Origin of the sequence: Pseudovibrio sp. Ad26, from assembly GCF_001623285.1 — a bacterium.
Lineage (GTDB): Bacteria > Pseudomonadota > Alphaproteobacteria > Rhizobiales > Stappiaceae > Pseudovibrio > Pseudovibrio ascidiaceicola.
The window spans coordinates 126,666-142,540 of the sequence record NZ_LMCE01000157.1 but is presented as its reverse complement, the minus strand read 5'-3'; the positions used below and the strand labels follow the sequence as shown (position 1 = coordinate 142,540).

15 protein-coding genes are annotated in these 15,875 nt (G+C 52.2%); 3 read left to right on the top strand and 12 right to left on the bottom strand.

The window, feature by feature from the left end:
• Position 1: 1 nt before the first annotated feature.
• Positions 2–634 carry a phosphonate C-P lyase system protein PhnH gene (gene phnH / locus PsAD26_RS27305; RefSeq protein ID WP_063312917.1) on the bottom strand — a complete coding sequence of 211 codons (633 nt, stop codon included), beginning with the start codon at positions 632–634 and terminating at the stop codon, positions 2–4.
• A gap of 1 nt (position 635) precedes the next feature.
• Positions 636–1,106: a phosphonate C-P lyase system protein PhnG gene (phnG, locus tag PsAD26_RS27300; protein WP_063312994.1), complete on the bottom strand. Its 471-nt coding sequence runs from the start codon at positions 1,104–1,106 to the stop codon at positions 636–638.
• A 195-nt stretch (positions 1,107–1,301) separates the two neighbouring features.
• On the opposite strand from phnG, the gene phnF reads away from it, so the two are divergent.
• Positions 1,302–2,042, top strand: coding sequence for a phosphonate metabolism transcriptional regulator PhnF (gene phnF / locus PsAD26_RS27295; protein ID WP_208985899.1), 741 nt, complete (start codon positions 1,302–1,304; stop codon positions 2,040–2,042).
• An 8-nt stretch (positions 2,043–2,050) separates the two neighbouring features.
• Here phnF and PsAD26_RS27290 read toward each other — a convergent pair whose 3' ends face one another.
• The 5 genes from PsAD26_RS27290 to PsAD26_RS27270 form a co-directional block, all read right to left on the bottom strand.
• Positions 2,051–3,604 (bottom strand): CYTH and CHAD domain-containing protein, encoded by a 1,554-nt coding sequence (locus tag PsAD26_RS27290; protein WP_063312915.1) that lies wholly within the window; start codon positions 3,602–3,604, stop codon positions 2,051–2,053.
• Between the two features lie 197 nt (positions 3,605–3,801).
• The gene (locus PsAD26_RS27285; RefSeq protein WP_063312914.1) at positions 3,802–4,548 is read right to left on the bottom strand and encodes an FCD domain-containing protein; all 747 of its coding nucleotides are present in this window, start codon (positions 4,546–4,548) and stop codon (positions 3,802–3,804) included.
• Positions 4,549–4,695: 147 nt separating this feature from the next.
• A complete protein-coding gene (locus PsAD26_RS27280; protein ID WP_063312913.1) occupies positions 4,696–5,679 on the bottom strand; it encodes a TRAP transporter substrate-binding protein in 984 nt (327 codons plus the stop codon).
• Between the two features lie 335 nt (positions 5,680–6,014).
• Positions 6,015–8,240, bottom strand: coding sequence for a heavy metal translocating P-type ATPase (locus PsAD26_RS27275; protein WP_063312912.1), 2,226 nt, complete (start codon positions 8,238–8,240; stop codon positions 6,015–6,017).
• Positions 8,241–8,510: 270 nt separating this feature from the next.
• Positions 8,511–9,389 (bottom strand): LysR family transcriptional regulator, encoded by an 879-nt coding sequence (locus PsAD26_RS27270; protein ID WP_063312911.1) that lies wholly within the window; start codon positions 9,387–9,389, stop codon positions 8,511–8,513.
• Positions 9,390–9,487: 98 nt separating this feature from the next.
• On the opposite strand from PsAD26_RS27270, the gene PsAD26_RS27265 reads away from it, so the two are divergent.
• Positions 9,488–10,825 (top strand): aminotransferase class I/II-fold pyridoxal phosphate-dependent enzyme, encoded by a 1,338-nt coding sequence (locus PsAD26_RS27265; protein ID WP_063312910.1) that lies wholly within the window; start codon positions 9,488–9,490, stop codon positions 10,823–10,825.
• A 99-nt stretch (positions 10,826–10,924) separates the two neighbouring features.
• On the opposite strand, the gene PsAD26_RS30425 is transcribed toward PsAD26_RS27265, so the two are convergent.
• Together PsAD26_RS30425 and PsAD26_RS27255 are read right to left on the bottom strand one after the other, a co-directional pair.
• Complete coding sequence (locus tag PsAD26_RS30425; RefSeq protein ID WP_343229019.1) at positions 10,925–11,134, bottom strand: GNAT family N-acetyltransferase; 210 nt, start codon at positions 11,132–11,134, stop codon at positions 10,925–10,927.
• 591 nt (positions 11,135–11,725) lie between these two features.
• Positions 11,726–12,625: a LysR family transcriptional regulator gene (locus PsAD26_RS27255; protein ID WP_063312908.1), complete on the bottom strand. Its 900-nt coding sequence runs from the start codon at positions 12,623–12,625 to the stop codon at positions 11,726–11,728.
• A gap of 85 nt (positions 12,626–12,710) precedes the next feature.
• Between PsAD26_RS27255 and PsAD26_RS27250 the strand changes: the two genes are divergently transcribed.
• Entirely contained in the window at positions 12,711–13,334 is a 624-nt protein-coding gene (locus tag PsAD26_RS27250; RefSeq protein ID WP_063312907.1) for a class I SAM-dependent methyltransferase, read from the top strand.
• A gap of 6 nt (positions 13,335–13,340) precedes the next feature.
• On the opposite strand, the gene PsAD26_RS27245 is transcribed toward PsAD26_RS27250, so the two are convergent.
• The 3 genes from PsAD26_RS27245 to PsAD26_RS27235 form a co-directional block, all read right to left on the bottom strand.
• Positions 13,341–14,117, bottom strand: coding sequence for an endonuclease/exonuclease/phosphatase family protein (locus tag PsAD26_RS27245; protein WP_208985897.1), 777 nt, complete (start codon positions 14,115–14,117; stop codon positions 13,341–13,343).
• Positions 14,118–14,295: 178 nt separating this feature from the next.
• Positions 14,296–15,279: an aminotransferase class I/II-fold pyridoxal phosphate-dependent enzyme gene (locus PsAD26_RS27240; RefSeq protein WP_153041593.1), complete on the bottom strand. Its 984-nt coding sequence runs from the start codon at positions 15,277–15,279 to the stop codon at positions 14,296–14,298.
• 171 nt (positions 15,280–15,450) lie between these two features.
• Positions 15,451–15,816 (bottom strand): hypothetical protein, encoded by a 366-nt coding sequence (locus tag PsAD26_RS27235; RefSeq protein WP_063312905.1) that lies wholly within the window; start codon positions 15,814–15,816, stop codon positions 15,451–15,453.
• Positions 15,817–15,875 lie beyond the last annotated feature (59 nt).

The following is a 15,875-nucleotide window of genomic DNA, read 5'->3' as shown; positions in this document are numbered from 1 at the left end:
GTTAAGCCTCCAAACCGGTGATTTTAGTGGAGCGGGGCAGGCCTGCGACCTGATTGGCTCCGGCGAAAACGACGTCGATGCCGAGCGGGTAGAGCGCGCTGTTGTCTTGCATCTGCTGCCAGAACATTGCTGGTGCGGGAGCGACGTTGAACTGCTGCTCTGTTTTGATCCCCGGGCCTTTTAACGTGATGCCGTCGTTCTCAGTGAGCTCATCGACCATCAGGATGATTGTGGTTGAACGGTCTGGATATTCGGCAGTTCCAGCGGAAAAACTCGCGATCGCTGGGAGTAGTTTTGCGTCCGAGACCAGTGCAAAAGCAGCTTCTGCCGGGCTTTCAACGAAGGGTGCTGCAGTGTGGAAACGGATGTAATTTTTGACAGTTTCGCTCGCTGCCAGCGCAGGATCTAACCAGAGTGGCGTGTCATAATCGCAAAGTGTCAATACGAGCGCAGTTGCGGCTATAGACAGCGGAGCCGGTGGATTGAGCTTGAGATCGTCCAGTTGCTGCACAGTGCCCGGTTGCGCGAGTGCATTCATAGCGGAGTGGAATACGGACTGTGCGTCGTGGACTGGATCTGCCAGGCCCGGAGCGGGCGCTTTAGCGAAGATTGAGGAGGCTGTTTGCGTGCTCATCTTACTCACCTCGTACCATGGTGAAGAAATCAACTTTGGTGGCAGCGACTTCAGCGCGTGTTTCGTTTTCCGCTTGTTCCTGAGTGCTGGCCAGAGGCTGTAGAACTTTCGTCTCAATGAGATCACGGTGTTCTGGTTGCTGCCAGAGCGCGTCTACCAAAGCGGCCTGTAGAACCTTTTGCTTGTCGCGACCAAGAGCCTGACCAAATCCGGTGGTGCCATCGTCCAGAGCGATGACGCATCGTGTGACGGTTGCCTCGCACATGTTGAAGGGGGCACCTGTGCCACCGGCGCGGCCACGAACCATCACAAGTCCGATTTCCGCCGGGCGGATAACGGTATAGTTCGGTTCTAAGCCGAGGTTTTTCCACGCTTCTGCAAGGTCTTGCGCTGAGGCCTTTGCCAGAATGCCCATCGCATTCTGCCTAGCTGCAATTTCCGGTGATTGCTCTTTGAGCGAACTTGCCGTCATTTCAGCCCCTTTAACTTTCAGGAACACACTGGTTCTCTGGCATTGTGTGGTGACGCCCTGTGGTTTCACGGAGAACTGTGTCTGGGCGCCTGAATTTGGTTGCTAAGCTAGAACTTATGTTGTCTAGTTGTATAGACAAATATTTTGCTCGCCAACTGATTAGTGTTGTTTCATGACGAAGGCATGACGAATGCGATGAAATTTGATTTTTCTCCTGTTGAGCGACGTGCGGGCGTTGCCATGTGGAAGCAGATTGCTGAAGTACTGCGCTCGGAGCTTTCGCGAGCTGAGGTTTCTGAGGGGGAGAAAATCCCCACAGAACAAGAGCTTGCACATAATTTTGAGGTTAACCGCCATACTGTTCGGCGTGCGATTTCCACTCTGATTGAAGAGGGCTTTTTGCGCTCGGATCAGGGGCGGGGAACCTTTGTTGCCAAGGCTCCGCTGGTCTATCCCATCGGTCCGCGCACGCGCTTTTCGGAGAACTTGTCGGGTCAGGCGCAGGAGGTTTATGGGGATATCTTCCGCACGACCGAAGTGATTGCAGATGCTTACACATCCGAACTGTTGGAGATTGAACCAGGCACTGCACTGTTTAAATGTGAGTCTGTGAGTTACGCAGATGGCACACCAATTATCGCAGGAACGCGCTGGTTTGAGGTCTCTCGTTTTCCCAATCTGCCTTCAGATTTGAATGAGACCAACTCGATCACCAAGATCATGGAGAAGTATGGTTTTGGCGACTATCGGCGTCAGGAAACCCGGATTACGGCAGCGCTTTGTAGTGCACAGAATGCTGAATTGCTTAAGATTTCCGAGGGATCGCCTGTGCTTGTGATGGAATCTATTAATGTGACTGCCAGTGGTGAGCCTATACAAATTGGTCGTGCCTATGTGGCTGCTGACCGGATGCACCTAACAGTCAGAAATGACTAGGCTTTTGCTTAGAGCCAGTACTTGGGTGCTTCTACGGCGGCGTTCCAACGTTCCTGAGCTTCCAGCCATGCATTGTCTGCTCTGGCCTGATGCCAACCGGCTACAAAACCGATGACCGTTGAAACCTCGTTGTTTTGTAAGGACTGTGGAAGTTTCATTGCGACCAGACGATCTGCCATGGCAACATCGTTCAGGTAGCCGAAGGTATTTTGTAGGCGTTTCAGGCACTTGAGGAAGATGCGCAGGTCTTCTGGTTCATAGAGAGAGCGGAAGAACTCAACCGTATAACGCAGTTTTTTGAGCGCTTTGCGGAGATCGTGTCGTTGCTCAATGGTGAGGTCCTGCAAGTTCTCTGCACGCTTTTCACAGGCCTTCCAGCGCTTGGACAATGCGCGCTGGGCGAAAACCTCGATTGGTAAGTCCAATTTCTTGAACTCACTTACTCCCAGGTTCTCTTTCCAGGCCGGGCTGTGTGCGAGCTCTCCCAATTGGAGTAGGAAGTTGTTGAGTTTTGGGTCGATCAGTTCTTGTCTCAGTTCAACTTGTGCTTCCACATGCGCCAATTGAATTGCCTCAAAGAGAGGCTCTACAGAATGTGTGTCTGGCAATAACGGAATGACGGGTGTGATGATATCTTCCACCAGCACATCTATATCCCTTTGATTTCCTGCAGTTGTTGCCAGTTGTTTTGCGGAGGCATCGAGTTCACCGATGATGTCATTGTCCGGAAACGCCGCTTTGTAGATGTTGAACGCACTTCTTAATCTGCGCAGTCCGACACGTAACTGATGTGGGCCTTCGGAGATATTTTGTTGAAGGACGCAAGAGCGGTTGGCGACGATTTGGTTGAGGCATTCGATGAGGATTTTTTGGAAGGCTGAGCCTGCGTTGTCTTCTGATTCCAACTCGATGTAGTTGGAGTGGAGCGCCTCTGAGGGGAGCTCAGGTGGTTCACCACTTGCCAGTCGGTAGCCAATGCCTGCTTTGTTGCTGTTGGAAAACAGAATTGGTCGATCTTTCATGAGGGCGCCTGCCAGCTTGTACAGGCTTTCGACCGGGCCTTCCATCAGCTCCAGCTCTACTTCATGGATCGGATGTTCTTCGGAGGTTGTTTTGGCTACGCCGGAATCCAACGCCACTTCAATCTTTGCACCTGCTTTGTCCGTATAGTAGGCCAAAGTGCGCGTGATGGCGGTTTCGAACAGAATTCCCCATTCTTTGCCTTCCAGCAGAGATATGAGCTGTTGCTTGATTTCATTATCAGAAATCACGCTGAAGTCTGGCTCAATTCCTTCAATTGGCAGTTCTAGCTCAATCCTTTTGGAGAGCCCGGACTGCATGCCACCGCCTTGTTTGATGGTTTGCAGCCAATTGGTGCCGTTATGGCGTGTTCGTAGTGAGATACGGGCTTTCTTGAGCGTGTGATCTGGCGTGTCATAATACACGGAACGGAGACGTTTTACGGATTGCTCACTGACCGCAAAGCCTTTTGGCGGTTTTGCTTTAGCCAGTTGCTCCAGAGTTGTTTCGTCTACAGAAAGCTTAAGCTCAATCTCGTGCATGATTGCCGGGCCACCCTATGCACAGCGTGCGAAGTGGAAGCTTGTTCCATCCCACTCTTGTTGATTTTACGTAGTAAACATCTCGCGAACGCACCCCCCTGTAAAGGGTGCAAAACGTCTATGGGAATTTATCAAAGATATAATCCCTATTTGGCAATGGTATTATGAAATGTGCCAGATTAATGCCCGTTGGTAGGTTATGCGGGCGTTAGCGGATCCTGCTGGAACAGGTAGGCATCAAAGGCAGGATCATCGACGTCTGATAAATCCATCAGGCGTTTCTTGACGTTCTCAAGGTGTTGCCACATCGCTTGTTTTGCTGCTTGCGGGTCTCTTCGCTGCAGGGCGTCGAGGATGTCCTGATGGTCGTTGAGCCATTCTTCGCGATAGGTATTGTCAAAGATGCGTTCGTGCAACTTATCCCACATTCTGGAGCGGGTGCGCTGTTGCCAGAGGTTTCTGACCATATCGACCAGCACAGAGTTCTGCGTGGCCTCTGCTATGAGCAGGTGGAACTCTTCGTCCGCTTCATACCCGCCGGAGCCTTTTGCAAGGTCTTCGCGTTCACGTTCCAGAGCATCACGCATACGCAAGATATCTGCTTTGGTGACCATGGAGGCTGCGAAGGCGGCGATGTTGCTTTCCATAAGCTGGCGTGCCTGAAGGAGCTCAAACGGGCCGATGTCTTCCAGATTTGAAGTGGGAGTAACTTGTTCTGCATCCGGTAGGCGCACAACGTAAGTGCCTGATCCTTTGCGCACATCAATCAAGCCCTCAATCTCAAGCATGATCATAGCTTCGCGCAGGAGTGAGCGGCTAACGTTCATTTCTTCAGCAATCTGGCGCTCCGGGCGCAAGCGATCCCCAACCTTGAACGTTCCGTTGCCTAACTCTTTGCGCAAGACCTCAGCTACTTCCTGATAGCGGCGACGCTGACCATCCATTTCGCTCATTCTCCCATGCCTGCGCGGTTTGGCGGATTTTTAGTGATTGCTGCACGCTTAAGATACTAAATAAAGCAGATTTGCAAGCGAGACAAAAGGCCAGAGATTTGCCTTGGTACTCTGGCCTTTCTTATTCCATTAGAAGGCTTATTGGGTCAATGCTTTGATGCGTGTGATCAGAGAGCCAACTCTCTCAGACTTTTCCGCTGCTTCTGCATGCATCGGTAGAACAGCTTCGATGAATGGTGCTTTATCCACCTCAATGAACTTCACATTAAGCTCGGACTTTGCCTGCTCTATATGCTTCTTGGTCATCTCGTTCCATTGCGCACGATGGAAGTGCATCGAGGACTTGGCCGCAGCACGAATTGCTGTTTGCTCATCGGAGTTTAATGAATTCCAGACAGTGGTTGAAATGACCACGATGGACGGGATCATTGTGTGGCCGTCATCGGAGTAAACCTTGGAGACCTCACCATGACGGGCCGTGGTCAGCGCCAGCGGGTTGTTCTCTGCACCATCAACCACGCCCTGCTGAAATGCGCTGTACAATTCGCCCCAGGATATCGGCGTTGGGCTGCCGCCGAGCAGTTCTACCATGCGGATTGCTGAGGGGGATGGCTGGACGCGGATCTTCATGCCTTTGAGATCAGCTGGTGAGTGGATTTCCTTGTTGGAGTAGAAGGAGCGGGCGCCTTCCACGTAAAAGGTCAGACCAATGAAGCCTTTGTCTGCTGATGCTGCAAGGATGTCATCACCGATTGGGCCACTGAGAACATCGAAATAATGGTTCTCGTCTACGAAGATGTAAGGCAGGTTCAGTGCTGAGTAGGACTCTTCAAAGGCTTCCAATTCGCTGGCATTGGTTTTGGCCATTGCGAGGGTGCCTTCTTGCACTAACTCCATGGATTCTCTTTGTGTTCCCAGTGCGCCATTGCCGTAAATGCGGATTTTGAGAGAGCCGTCGGTGGCTTCAGCAACTTTGTCTGCCATGTGCTGCATGGAAATGTGCAGAGGGTGCTCTGGTCCCTGATTGTGGCTGAGTTTCAATGTCTTCGCGTAGCCGAATGAAGTTGTTGCAAGCAGAGCTGCGCACAGAACTGTGGCTTTGGCAATCTTGCTCGTAAACATATGCTTCCCCCCGGATGATCGCAGCTAATGTATTCGTGAGATGAAACTATAGAATGCTGAGGCTGCGATATGTAACGAAAAGAATTGGATGGATTCGAGGAGTTGTCAAACCATTTTATATATTGGTTGACCTTATAAGGAGCATATTTGTTTTCCGTCTAACTGAATTATTTATAATGGATCAGCTTGATAGGAGAATGGAAACATTATTCTTCACTTTTGCTCTCGTATGATTGGTCGGAGTTCTTCTAAGAAATGGTTGTATTGGTCAACCAGAGGGCGAAAAGGTACAAAAAAGCCCCTGAACTTGTCATTCAGGGGCTGGATTGATGATATCAGCTCATGTTTTTCGGTTTCCAGCGCCGCAGCAGCATGGCGTTGGTAACCACGGAGACAGAACTCATGGCCATGGCAGCTCCTGCGATGACAGGGGAGAGCAATCCCAGTGCTGCCAGTGGAATGCCGATGATGTTGTAGATGAAGGCCCAGAACAGGTTTTGTCTGATTTTTCGGAGGGTTGCCTTGGAGATGTCCAGCGCTGCCGGGATCATTTTTGGCTCAGAACGCATGAGTGTGACACCAGCGGTTTCCAATGCAACATCAGCACCGGAGCCCATTGCGATGCCGAGGTCAGCAGCTGCCAGAGCAGGGGCATCGTTGATGCCGTCGCCGACCATTGCAACTCTATAGCCTTGTTCTTTCAAGTCATTTACGACTTCGTTCTTGCCTTCTGGTTGAACGCGTGCCTGGAATTCGTCAACGCCGACCTGATCTGCGATGTTTTTGGCGGCGAGTTCCGTGTCACCCGTAATCATGACTGTGCGAATGCCTTGTTTCTTAAGGGATTCTACAGCTTCACGGGCGGAGTCCCGTGCCTGATCAACAAACGCTAGAACACCGATTGCACGATCACCAAGGGCGACTGTGACTGCGGTTTTACCTGAGGATTCGTAAGTCTTTACAAGGCCATCACCCATCATGGATGGGGCGACATTCAGGTCTTTCATCAGGGCTGCATTTCCGATGGAGACCTGCTGTCCGGTGAGCTCTGCAATCAGGCCCTTGCCGGGGATAGCCTTGATGGAGCGTGGGCGGGTGAGCTTGAGGTTACGCTCTTCTGCTGCGCGGATAAGTGCGCTCGCGAGTGGGTGTTCGCTGCCCAGTTGGATGCTGGCTGCGATTGTCAGCAGGCGGTCGTCATTGCGGTCAAACGCCTGAGCATCCGTCAGAACTGGCTTGCCGACGGTCAGCGTACCGGTTTTATCAAAGAGGATTGTATCGACTTTGTGGGCGCGTTCCAGCGCTTCGATATCGCGGATAAGTATGCCAGCCTTCGCAGCTGCGCCGGTGCCTGCGACAAGTGCTGTTGGGGTAGCAAGTCCCAGTGCGCATGGGCAGGCGATGACGAGGACGGCGACGGATGCGCTGACGGCTGTTGTGACGTCGCCGGAGTAAAGCATCCAGCCAGCGAAGGTTGCGAGGGCGATCAGCACAATAACGGGAACAAAAATAGCTGCGACTTTGTCGACTAATTTTTGTAGCGGTGCCTTGGAGGCCTGTGCGCCTTCAACAAGGCGGATAATCTGAGCTAAGCGTGTTGATTCACCAAGGGCGGTGGTGCGCACAAAAATTGCACCTGCTCCGTTGATTGTTCCACCGGTTACCTGATCACCCTTGTTTTTGTGCACGGGGAGGTTCTCACCGGTGAGCATAGATTCATCCAGCTCGCTTTCACCCTCTTCAATCAAGCCATCGGTTGGAACGCACTCGCCCGGTTTGATAACTATGTAATCGCCGAGGCGCAGATCTGAGATGCTGACGGAGATAATCTTATCGCCAACGATTTTGTTGGCTGTGGTTGGGCGCAGAGCAATCAGAGAACGAACAGCGGCGGAAGTGGAGCGTTTCGCCCGTATTTCCAGATACTTACCCATCAAGATGAGGGTGAGGATGACAGCGGATGCTTCAAAATAGAGGTCTGTCGCCTGAGCCTGCGCTGCGAAGAAGACGTTGTAAACGCTGTATAGATAAGCGGCAGATGTGCCTAGCGAAACGAGGACATCCATGTTAGCGCTGCCATGGCGCAGGGCTGCAAACGCACCCTTGTAGAATCGTGCTCCGACGAAAAGTTGGATTGGCGTTGCTAATGCAAACTGCAGCACGCCAGAGAGCTCGAATTGCACGCCAAACGCCATCAAAACCATTGGAATGACTAGTGGAATCGCAAGAAGCGTTGAAAGCGCGAAAAGTTGAAAGGTTTTGCGTTCTTCTGCGTCGCTATGTGCTTCGCGCTCTTCAAAAGCCTTCTTTGCTGCCTCTGCCTCGTCCCGGCGCTCCTTTGCCTCAAAACCAGCTGTTGAGACCACATCCACCAGATCATTCGCAGCGACCTGAGGCAGGTGTTCCACCTCTGCCATTTCAAGTGCGAAATTGACCGTGGCTTTGACCACACCTTCGGTTGCCTGGAGTGTCTTTTCCAAGCGAGATGCGCAACCTGCACATGTCATTCCGGTGATGTCGAGTTTGACGGTTTGGGCTGCAGAGGCTGAGGGTGCGTTCATCAGAGCTATCTTCGGTTGCCGAGTTCAGACCCTCAGGACTTATTACCATTGGTGAGGGCGGGTCAAGAGGTTGTAGAGAGGGTAAATACGCAAGCTCTCCTATGTGATGTAGTCGTGTTGTGATCCTGATCGCAGCCGAGACCACAGGCTGATCATTTTTGCAGAGAACACATAGGGTTTTGCGCTGTTTGGCCTCTCCCTGGTCCTTTGGTGCGGAAAGGCGCTCTGTGGATAGTCACGTAATGGGAACGAGCGGCGTCTGATTGAAGGCTATGCCAGCAGGAGTGAGATGATCTGGGTGATCTCTTTTGATGGGGTTGGCAGGCTGGCGCATTCCAGGATGAGGGATTTTCCGGTTGGTTGCCATTGGGTGAAAGGGGCTTGCAGGTCACCTTTCTTCAGAGACGGTTCGACAAGGGCTTTGTGACCCATGAGAATGCCGGCACCGTTTTTCGCTTCTTCCATTGCGATGGCATAGAGGGAATAGTTTGGGCCATCGCTTAAGCCGTCCAGACTTGGTGCGTTTGTGCTGGCCCAGATCTGCCAGTCTTCTGCCCAGATCACATCGTGGAGGAAGGTTTTTGTCTCAAGGTCCTGTGGTTCTTTCAAACTCTCTGCTGTTGCTGATGAGCAGACCGGGGTGATGAGATCCTCTGCGATGATGCGTTCGCGAGCCGTGCCTTTGGGTTTGCCGATGAAGATGGAGAGATCGTAAATCTCGCGGTCCAGATTGGGCGGTGTTTCCAGTGCGATGACGGAGATGTTGGTCTCTGGCAAAGCTTCTCTGATTTTAGGCAGACGCGGGGAAAGCCAGAGCTGGGCGACGCTTGGCAGGGCGGCGATGTGAATGGTTTTGCGGCTGGTTTTGGCGCGTAGTTGCCGGACTGCGTTGCCCAGTTCATCGAAGGCTTTAGAGAAATGCGGAGCAACCTCCAATCCCAGTTCTGTCAGGTGGACACCTTGAGAGCGGCGCTCAAACAGGTCTGCGCCAGCCCATTCTTCCAGTGCTTTGATATGCTGCGAGACGGCGCCGGGTGTGACGCTCAGTTCTTCTGCTGCATTGGCAAAACCACCGAGGCGGGCAGCTGCTTCGAACGCGCGGAGAGCGTTGAGAGGTGGTCCTTTAGGACGGGATGGAGAGACTGACATGGCTTAGCCTTAGTTTTTCTAGGCCAATAATTACATATTCTGGTTTGCGCTCTCAAGCGTTCTGTCCGCACACTCCTCTTAGCAATTGGGAGGTTGTGATGGTTTTAGCGAAACGAAATTGGGTTCCGGCTGAATGTGAAGGGCTGGTGCAGGAGGTTGCGCAGCGGACGCAGGCTCAGAGTTCTGCAGTTCTTTTGGGTCGGTTGGATGCGTTGGCATCTCAGAACAGGGAAATTCATGAGGATCAGTGCTTCAACCTAAACCCAGCTACGAATGTGATGAACCCAAGGGCTGAAGCGTTTCTGGCTTCTGGCATCGGTTCTCGCCCATCTCTCGGCTACCCCGGTGATAAATATGAGATGGGGCTGGAAGCTATCGAAGAGATTGAGGTGATCGCGGCTGAGTTGAGCGCGGAAGTGTTTGATGCGCAGTATGCGGAGATCCGTGTGCCGTCCGGAGCCATCGCCAATCTTTACGGGTTTATGGCGACTTGTCAGCCGGGAGATACGATTATCGCACCACCGGCCTCTATTGGAGGGCATGTGACCCACCACATTGCAGGATGTGCGGGGCTTTATGGTTTGCGGACTGTGCCTGCTCCGGTGAATGCGGATGGCTACACCATTGATGTGGAGGGGCTCCGTGAGCTTGCTAAAGCGGAAAATCCGAAGCTGATCACAGTTGGGTCCAGCCTCAACCTCTTTGAGCATCCTGTGCGGGCTATTCGTGAGATTGCGGATGAGGTGGGTGCGAAGGTGATGTTTGATGCGGCGCATCAATGCGGGATCATTGCTGGCAAAGCCTGGTCAAACCCATTGGATGAAGGCGCTCATTTTATGACCATGAGCACCTACAAGAGCCTTGGTGGACCAGCAGGTGGATTGATCGTCTCCAATGACGCCGCGTTGGTTGAACGTATGGATGCTATCGCGTTTCCGGGGATGACTGCCAACTTTGATGCAGCGAAGTCTGCCGCGCTGGCTGTGACCATGCTGGACTGGCGGGATTACGGGCAAGCGTATGCTGCTGAGATGATTGCTCTTTCAAAAGCTCTGGCACAGGCCCTTGATGCAGAGGGCATTCCCGTGTTTGCCAAAGCGCAGGGCTTTACTCAGTCACATCAGTTTGCTGTTGAAGCAGCTTCGTTTGGGGGAGGGCAGGCGGCTTCCAAGAAACTCCGTAAGGCTGGATTCCTTGCCTGTGGCATTGGCTTGCCGATTGCTGAGGTTGAGGGAGACATGAACGGGCTGCGTATCGGGACGCCTGAGCTGGTGCGCTGGGGTATTGGTACCAGCCATGCGAATGAGATGGCGCGGTTGATTGCTGCAGCGTTACGGTCTGACCAGCCCGAGCGGTATCTGCCTGAGGTATCTGCATGGCGTCAGCAGTTCAAGAAACTGCATTATGTGATAGCCGAAGAGCCGGTGTCAGCCTAGCAGTTGTTACGGCATAACAAAGTGTTCAATGATGAGGTCGCGTTTACTGGGTTGAGTTCTTCTTAGTTGCTTAGGTTTAGGCGGCGGGCATCAGGGACATCACACAACGCGACCCATCCAGACTGTTCTTGAAGCTGGAGCATCAAGCTCGCTAAACCCATATTTCTGCCAAAAGCGAATGGCTCTAGCGTTCTTTGCATTCGCACCAACATGTACAGCTGTTACCCCATGTCGTTTTGCGTCTCGCATCCATTCCTCAAGAAGCAGGGCACCCATGCCTTGTCCTTGAATAACTGGGAGAAGGTTCATGTGTAGATGTGCAGGAAAGCATGTAGAAATCTGTTCTGGTGTTCTCTCCGGAAGATGTATCATCTGGCATCTGCGTTCTTCCGCTGTCCAAGCTGATCGCATTCCTTGGTCAGGTTTTGGGTACCTTCGTCTTAAGCTCGGCCACCATTGAGATTCTAGGACCTCCTCAAATTCAACGGTATTATGTGTGCCTACACAATAACCTACGACTTGGTTTTGACTCTCAATCACGTAAGCGAATTGAGGTGAGTACTTTAGGTAGGGGGCTGAATATATGTGCCCCATCATTCGATGATCGGCATACAAGTGGCTGGCATCATCACCCAAATGGCCTGTTTGAACCGAAATACGGTAGAGTCCTTCCAAATCATGGGGACCAGCTCTTCGTATTTTGCTCATTTCAATATCCCCATTTGGAATGCAACCGCTCTTACATCTTATGAAGACCAAATATTAGCAGCAAGCTGAAGATGAGTGCTTTCAAGTCGTGCGGGCCATAACCAGACATTCAGGGCATCTACTCACGATTAAGGGTGTTGGTGCACACATCGTATTTTGAATGCTGTTGTCATTATAGAATTTGTCACACAGTCACAACAACTGTTTGCTTGAGAGTGTGTCCGCCAGGAGGTCGAAGACCAGGCGGATGCGTTTTGAGGTGTGCAGTTCGCGGTGGGTTGCCAGCCAGAAGGGCACGACGAATGGCTCAAAGCTTGGCAGTACCTGTTCGATTTCCGGGAACATTTCTGCAATCTCCTTGATCATGACGATGATGCCGAGATCGTTTCTGACCAGTTGCCACCCCACCAGCCCGCTTGCGGTTGTTAGTTTGAAATTGCTTTCTGTGAGTGGCAGGCCTGACTCTGTGAAGTACTTGAGGAACTTGTCTGGCCTATCGAAGGCGATGAATTCGTGGTTTGCCATGTCATTGGCCGATTGTGGACGGCCCTTGCGGTTCAGATAGGTTTTACTGGCGTAGAAGTGTGCGGTGGTTTCTCTTACAAGCCTTGCAGTCAGGTCTGGCTGCTCCGGGCGGACATGGCGGATGGCGATGTCTGCTTCGCGTTGCTGCAAATCACTGACGGAGTTGGTGGCGATAATCTCCACGTGAATGCCGGGTGCGATCTCGCGCAATTGCTTCAAGATTGGCGTGAGGAGGAAGGCAGAAGCGGTGTCACTTGCGCTGATGCAGACGGTTCCGTCGATCTCCTGAGACTGGCCGGAAGCTGCCAATGAGATGCGGTTGGCAGCCTCTCCCATGGATTTCACATGCTCCAGCAGTTCAAAGCCTGCCTGTGTGAGGGCGAGAGAGCGGCCAACACGCTCAAACAGTGTTACGCCGAGGGCTTCTTCCAGTGCGGAGACTTGTCTGCCCAATGTGGGCTGGGTGAGGCCGAGAGCTCTTGCCGCAGCCGAAAGGGAGCCTTCCTCCGCTGTGACGAGGAAAGCGCGGGCCTGATTCCAGTCGAATGAGACGCTCTGCCAATTCATGCATATTTGTATAACCCAACTGCGAATTTTGGCAATTTGTTTTGAGAATATGCATGGATACACTGCAGGAAATGGAGGGTTTCCAATGGCGAATTCCGCAGGATTTTGGGACAAACATGCGCCGGGTTATGTGGCGCGACCAATGAAAGATGTTGCTTCCTATGAGAAGGCAATGGACCGTGTGCGTTCTTATCTCACCCCGGAGCAAGAGGTGTTGGAGCTGGGGTGTGGCAGTGGCGCGACGGCGATGCTTTTGGCCAAGCATGTCAAGCATGTGACCGCTAGCGATATTTCCGGAAAGATGATTGAGTTCGGGCGTGAAAAAGCGTGGGACGACGGCGTTGAGAATGTGAGTTTTGTGCATGCTCCCGCAGGTGGATCAGTGCTTGATGGCAAGACCTATGATGTGGTGATGGCGTATAACGTGATTCATCTGATCAAAGGTCCGGCTGATGCAATCAATCAGGTACAGCGACTCGTGAAGCCGGGGGGATTGCTCATTTCCAAGACGCCATGTTTGGGCGATTCCGCGTTTTACTGGCGCTGGCTGATCAATGTGATGCGCCTTGTTGGGTATGCGCCCTATGTGACCTACTTCAAGCAGGTGGAGTTGGGGCGTCAGATTGAGCAGGCAGGCTTCAAGATTGTTGAGACTGGCAATTATCCGGCGTCTCCCATGGGGCGTTTCATAGTTGCGCGTAAGGTGTAAGGCCGATTACAGGTCTACACGGGCAAACAAACCGTGGTGGTCGGAGCCGTAGTAAGGGCGGAGAAAGGTCTTTCCGCCCTTTGGTGCGAGGACGTGGTCAATGCGCATGGCATAGGTGCCTTTGAAGAGGAAGCTTGCTTCAAATGGGCCGGCCAGTTGAGTGTCCGTGGCGTCGGTATATTCATCCAGATTGTGCGACCACGGGACCATGTTAAAATCGCCAGCAATCATCTTCAGTCCATCCAGCTCTGATAAGATCGAGATGATTTTCCCAGCTTGTGTCTCTTGAGGAAACGGCCATGGCCAGTGCTGATGGATAGACACAACCCAGAGCGGTCCCTCTGAGCTTTGGATGTGCAGTGCTGCTATGCCGAGGCCGATCTCACAGCGATAAGCATCAGAAGCAAGGGGGAGGCGTGAGAGCACAGCGACTGCACCGACGGCGGTAAACGGACAAACGATGTGGTAGGGATACTGCTTTTTGAGTGAGTTGATGAGGGGAAGATGCCTTTTGTGCACTTCCTGAAGCGTGATCACCTCTGGTTGTAGCATGAGGATGTCATTGAGGACATCCATGCGATCTCCGGCGCGGAAACTCAGGTTCTTTTGATAGACCGCGAGATCATAATTCTCTGGGACGCGCACTCCCTGATCGGCCCACAATACCGTTCCGCTGCTGATTGATGCGACTAGAAAGCCGATGATCATCAACTTGGGCTGGCGGTAGGAAAACAGTGTGAGAATTGCGAGCAAGACGGCCAGAGGCAGCCGGAGAACAGACAAGCTGTCGCCGATTGGATGTATAATTCCCAGGAAAGATATGAGGAGTAAACTTGTTACTCCAATTATTGAGTTGCGCAGGAACATGACAGTCTTCGTTCATGGGTTAGAAGGCGCGAACCTGCTATGTATAATCGAAACTATGTTCATTATTTGACAGCGCAATCATTTGGCAGAAAGCCTAGGTTTTTTGCAAAACTCCCTCTGCCAGATCATTAAGTTTCTGAAGGAAGTGACACAGAGTGATTGCGTCAGATATGCTGGAGGGCATGACCCGAATGCAGTTGGTGAGCTGAGGCATTGGTGCGTAGCTGATGCAAGGAATGCCAGCTTCGATTAAATGGGTGGTGAATGCATCTGCTTGTCCTGCTGGTGTTTCGATAAGCAAGAAATCTGTTTCGCTGGGCAGGCAGGAGAGAGCGGTGTGCTGCTCGACGCTGTTCTTTACATGATCGCGCCATTGGCAGCAGGATTTGACGTGTGCTGCAAGCAGGTCATGGTTTTCAATCAAAGCTTTGCCAGCGGCCACGTTGAGTGGAGAGATGGTCGTGCCGCCTTTGAACTGCCTGAGGCAACTGATGATCTTGGTGTTGCCCGTGATATAGCCAAAACCAGTTGCCGCATAACCTGCCTTTGACATGCTGCGCATGAGGACGAGGTTTTCGTGTGTCTCCAGCAAGCGACACAGGGCGTGCGGATCATCTGCAAACAAGTGATAAACTTCATCAATGACGACGAGACCATTTGTATGGGTGGCGAGCGTTTCGATGAACTCCACCGGGGCTGTTCTGGATGTGGGGTTGTTGGGCGTGCTGAGCAGGGTGATTGCCGGGTCGTGTTCTTGCAGCTTTGCTAAAGCGTCGGCAGTGTCCCAGTGTCCGCCATTTGTGAGCTTGAACTTGTTGGACTGGATGCCGAGTTTTTCTAGCGTGATGTCAAAGAGGAAGTAATCAAACTCAGGCAGGAGGACGGATCGACCTTTCGCGAATGCGAGCGAGAGTTCCTCCAGGAAGGTATTGATACCACTGCCGAGCATGACAGAGCAGTTGTCAGGCAGATTGTTTTTTTCCCTGAGTGTTGTCTCCAACTCAGTGATTGCTTTGATGTTGTAGTTGGACAGATTGAGCTTGGAGATATTGCGTTGAATGCACTTGTCGATGTGCATCAGAGCCTCTGGGCGTGTGTCTGACCCTTCAAGTTGAGGGGTTCGATAATCAATGAATTTTTCCAGATTGAACGGGGTTCTCTGGTGTTGTGCAGCCTGACAGAAATCTGAGAGAAAAAAGGGCACAGTATGGGGGTCCCGTGTTGCGAAAGAGATGGGAGACCGGAGACATCATTCATAGACGGGTGGAGGGACTTGCGGGCGGTGGTGGAGATAATGCCCAAAGATTGCGTCGCAGTCATCGAAGTACTTTTCGGTGAAGAGGATGTGTGTGTGCCAGACAATGTCTACGGCCTTGGAAGGCCAGGCGCGGGCGTCCTGCGGGTAGTCTTCTTTGTACCTGATCTCTAACTCGAGTGTATCAACCAGGAAGCTGCGATAGGCATTGACTGCTTCACGCGCCTCTTTTTGCGGCCATTCATAACCTCCAGTTTCTACGGAGCCAACGAGCTGATTGAAGATGCATTCTAAATCTAACGCAGCAATCTTGTTGCGACCTTCTGTGCAGCTAGTGCGTTCTGCTGAATACCAGTCCATTTGTGTTGCTCTTGTGGGAGAGGGGGTAAAGGTTTGAGTTGGAAGAGCGCGCCGGAATT

Bases quoted from the DNA above. Each gene is read 5' to 3' on its own strand.
- phnH (WP_063312917.1), bottom strand. From the start codon at position 634: ATGAGCACGCAAACAGCCTCCTCAATCTTCGCTAAAGCGCCCGCTCCG.
- phnG (WP_063312994.1), bottom strand. From the start codon at position 1,106: ATGACGGCAAGTTCGCTCAAAGAGCAATCACCGGAAATTGCAGCTAGG.
- phnF (WP_208985899.1), top strand. From the start codon at position 1,302: ATGAAATTTGATTTTTCTCCTGTTGAGCGACGTGCGGGCGTTGCCATG.
- PsAD26_RS27290 (WP_063312915.1), bottom strand. From the start codon at position 3,604: ATGCACGAGATTGAGCTTAAGCTTTCTGTAGACGAAACAACTCTGGAG.
- PsAD26_RS27285 (WP_063312914.1), bottom strand. From the start codon at position 4,548: ATGGATGGTCAGCGTCGCCGCTATCAGGAAGTAGCTGAGGTCTTGCGC.
- PsAD26_RS27280 (WP_063312913.1), bottom strand. From the start codon at position 5,679: ATGTTTACGAGCAAGATTGCCAAAGCCACAGTTCTGTGCGCAGCTCTG.
- PsAD26_RS27275 (WP_063312912.1), bottom strand. From the start codon at position 8,240: ATGAACGCACCCTCAGCCTCTGCAGCCCAAACCGTCAAACTCGACATC.
- PsAD26_RS27270 (WP_063312911.1), bottom strand. From the start codon at position 9,389: ATGTCAGTCTCTCCATCCCGTCCTAAAGGACCACCTCTCAACGCTCTC.
- PsAD26_RS27265 (WP_063312910.1), top strand. From the start codon at position 9,488: ATGGTTTTAGCGAAACGAAATTGGGTTCCGGCTGAATGTGAAGGGCTG.
- PsAD26_RS30425 (WP_343229019.1), bottom strand. From the start codon at position 11,134: ATGAACCTTCTCCCAGTTATTCAAGGACAAGGCATGGGTGCCCTGCTT.
- PsAD26_RS27255 (WP_063312908.1), bottom strand. From the start codon at position 12,625: ATGAATTGGCAGAGCGTCTCATTCGACTGGAATCAGGCCCGCGCTTTC.
- PsAD26_RS27250 (WP_063312907.1), top strand. From the start codon at position 12,711: ATGGCGAATTCCGCAGGATTTTGGGACAAACATGCGCCGGGTTATGTG.
- PsAD26_RS27240 (WP_153041593.1), bottom strand. From the start codon at position 15,279: ATGCACATCGACAAGTGCATTCAACGCAATATCTCCAAGCTCAATCTG.
- PsAD26_RS27235 (WP_063312905.1), bottom strand. From the start codon at position 15,816: ATGGACTGGTATTCAGCAGAACGCACTAGCTGCACAGAAGGTCGCAAC.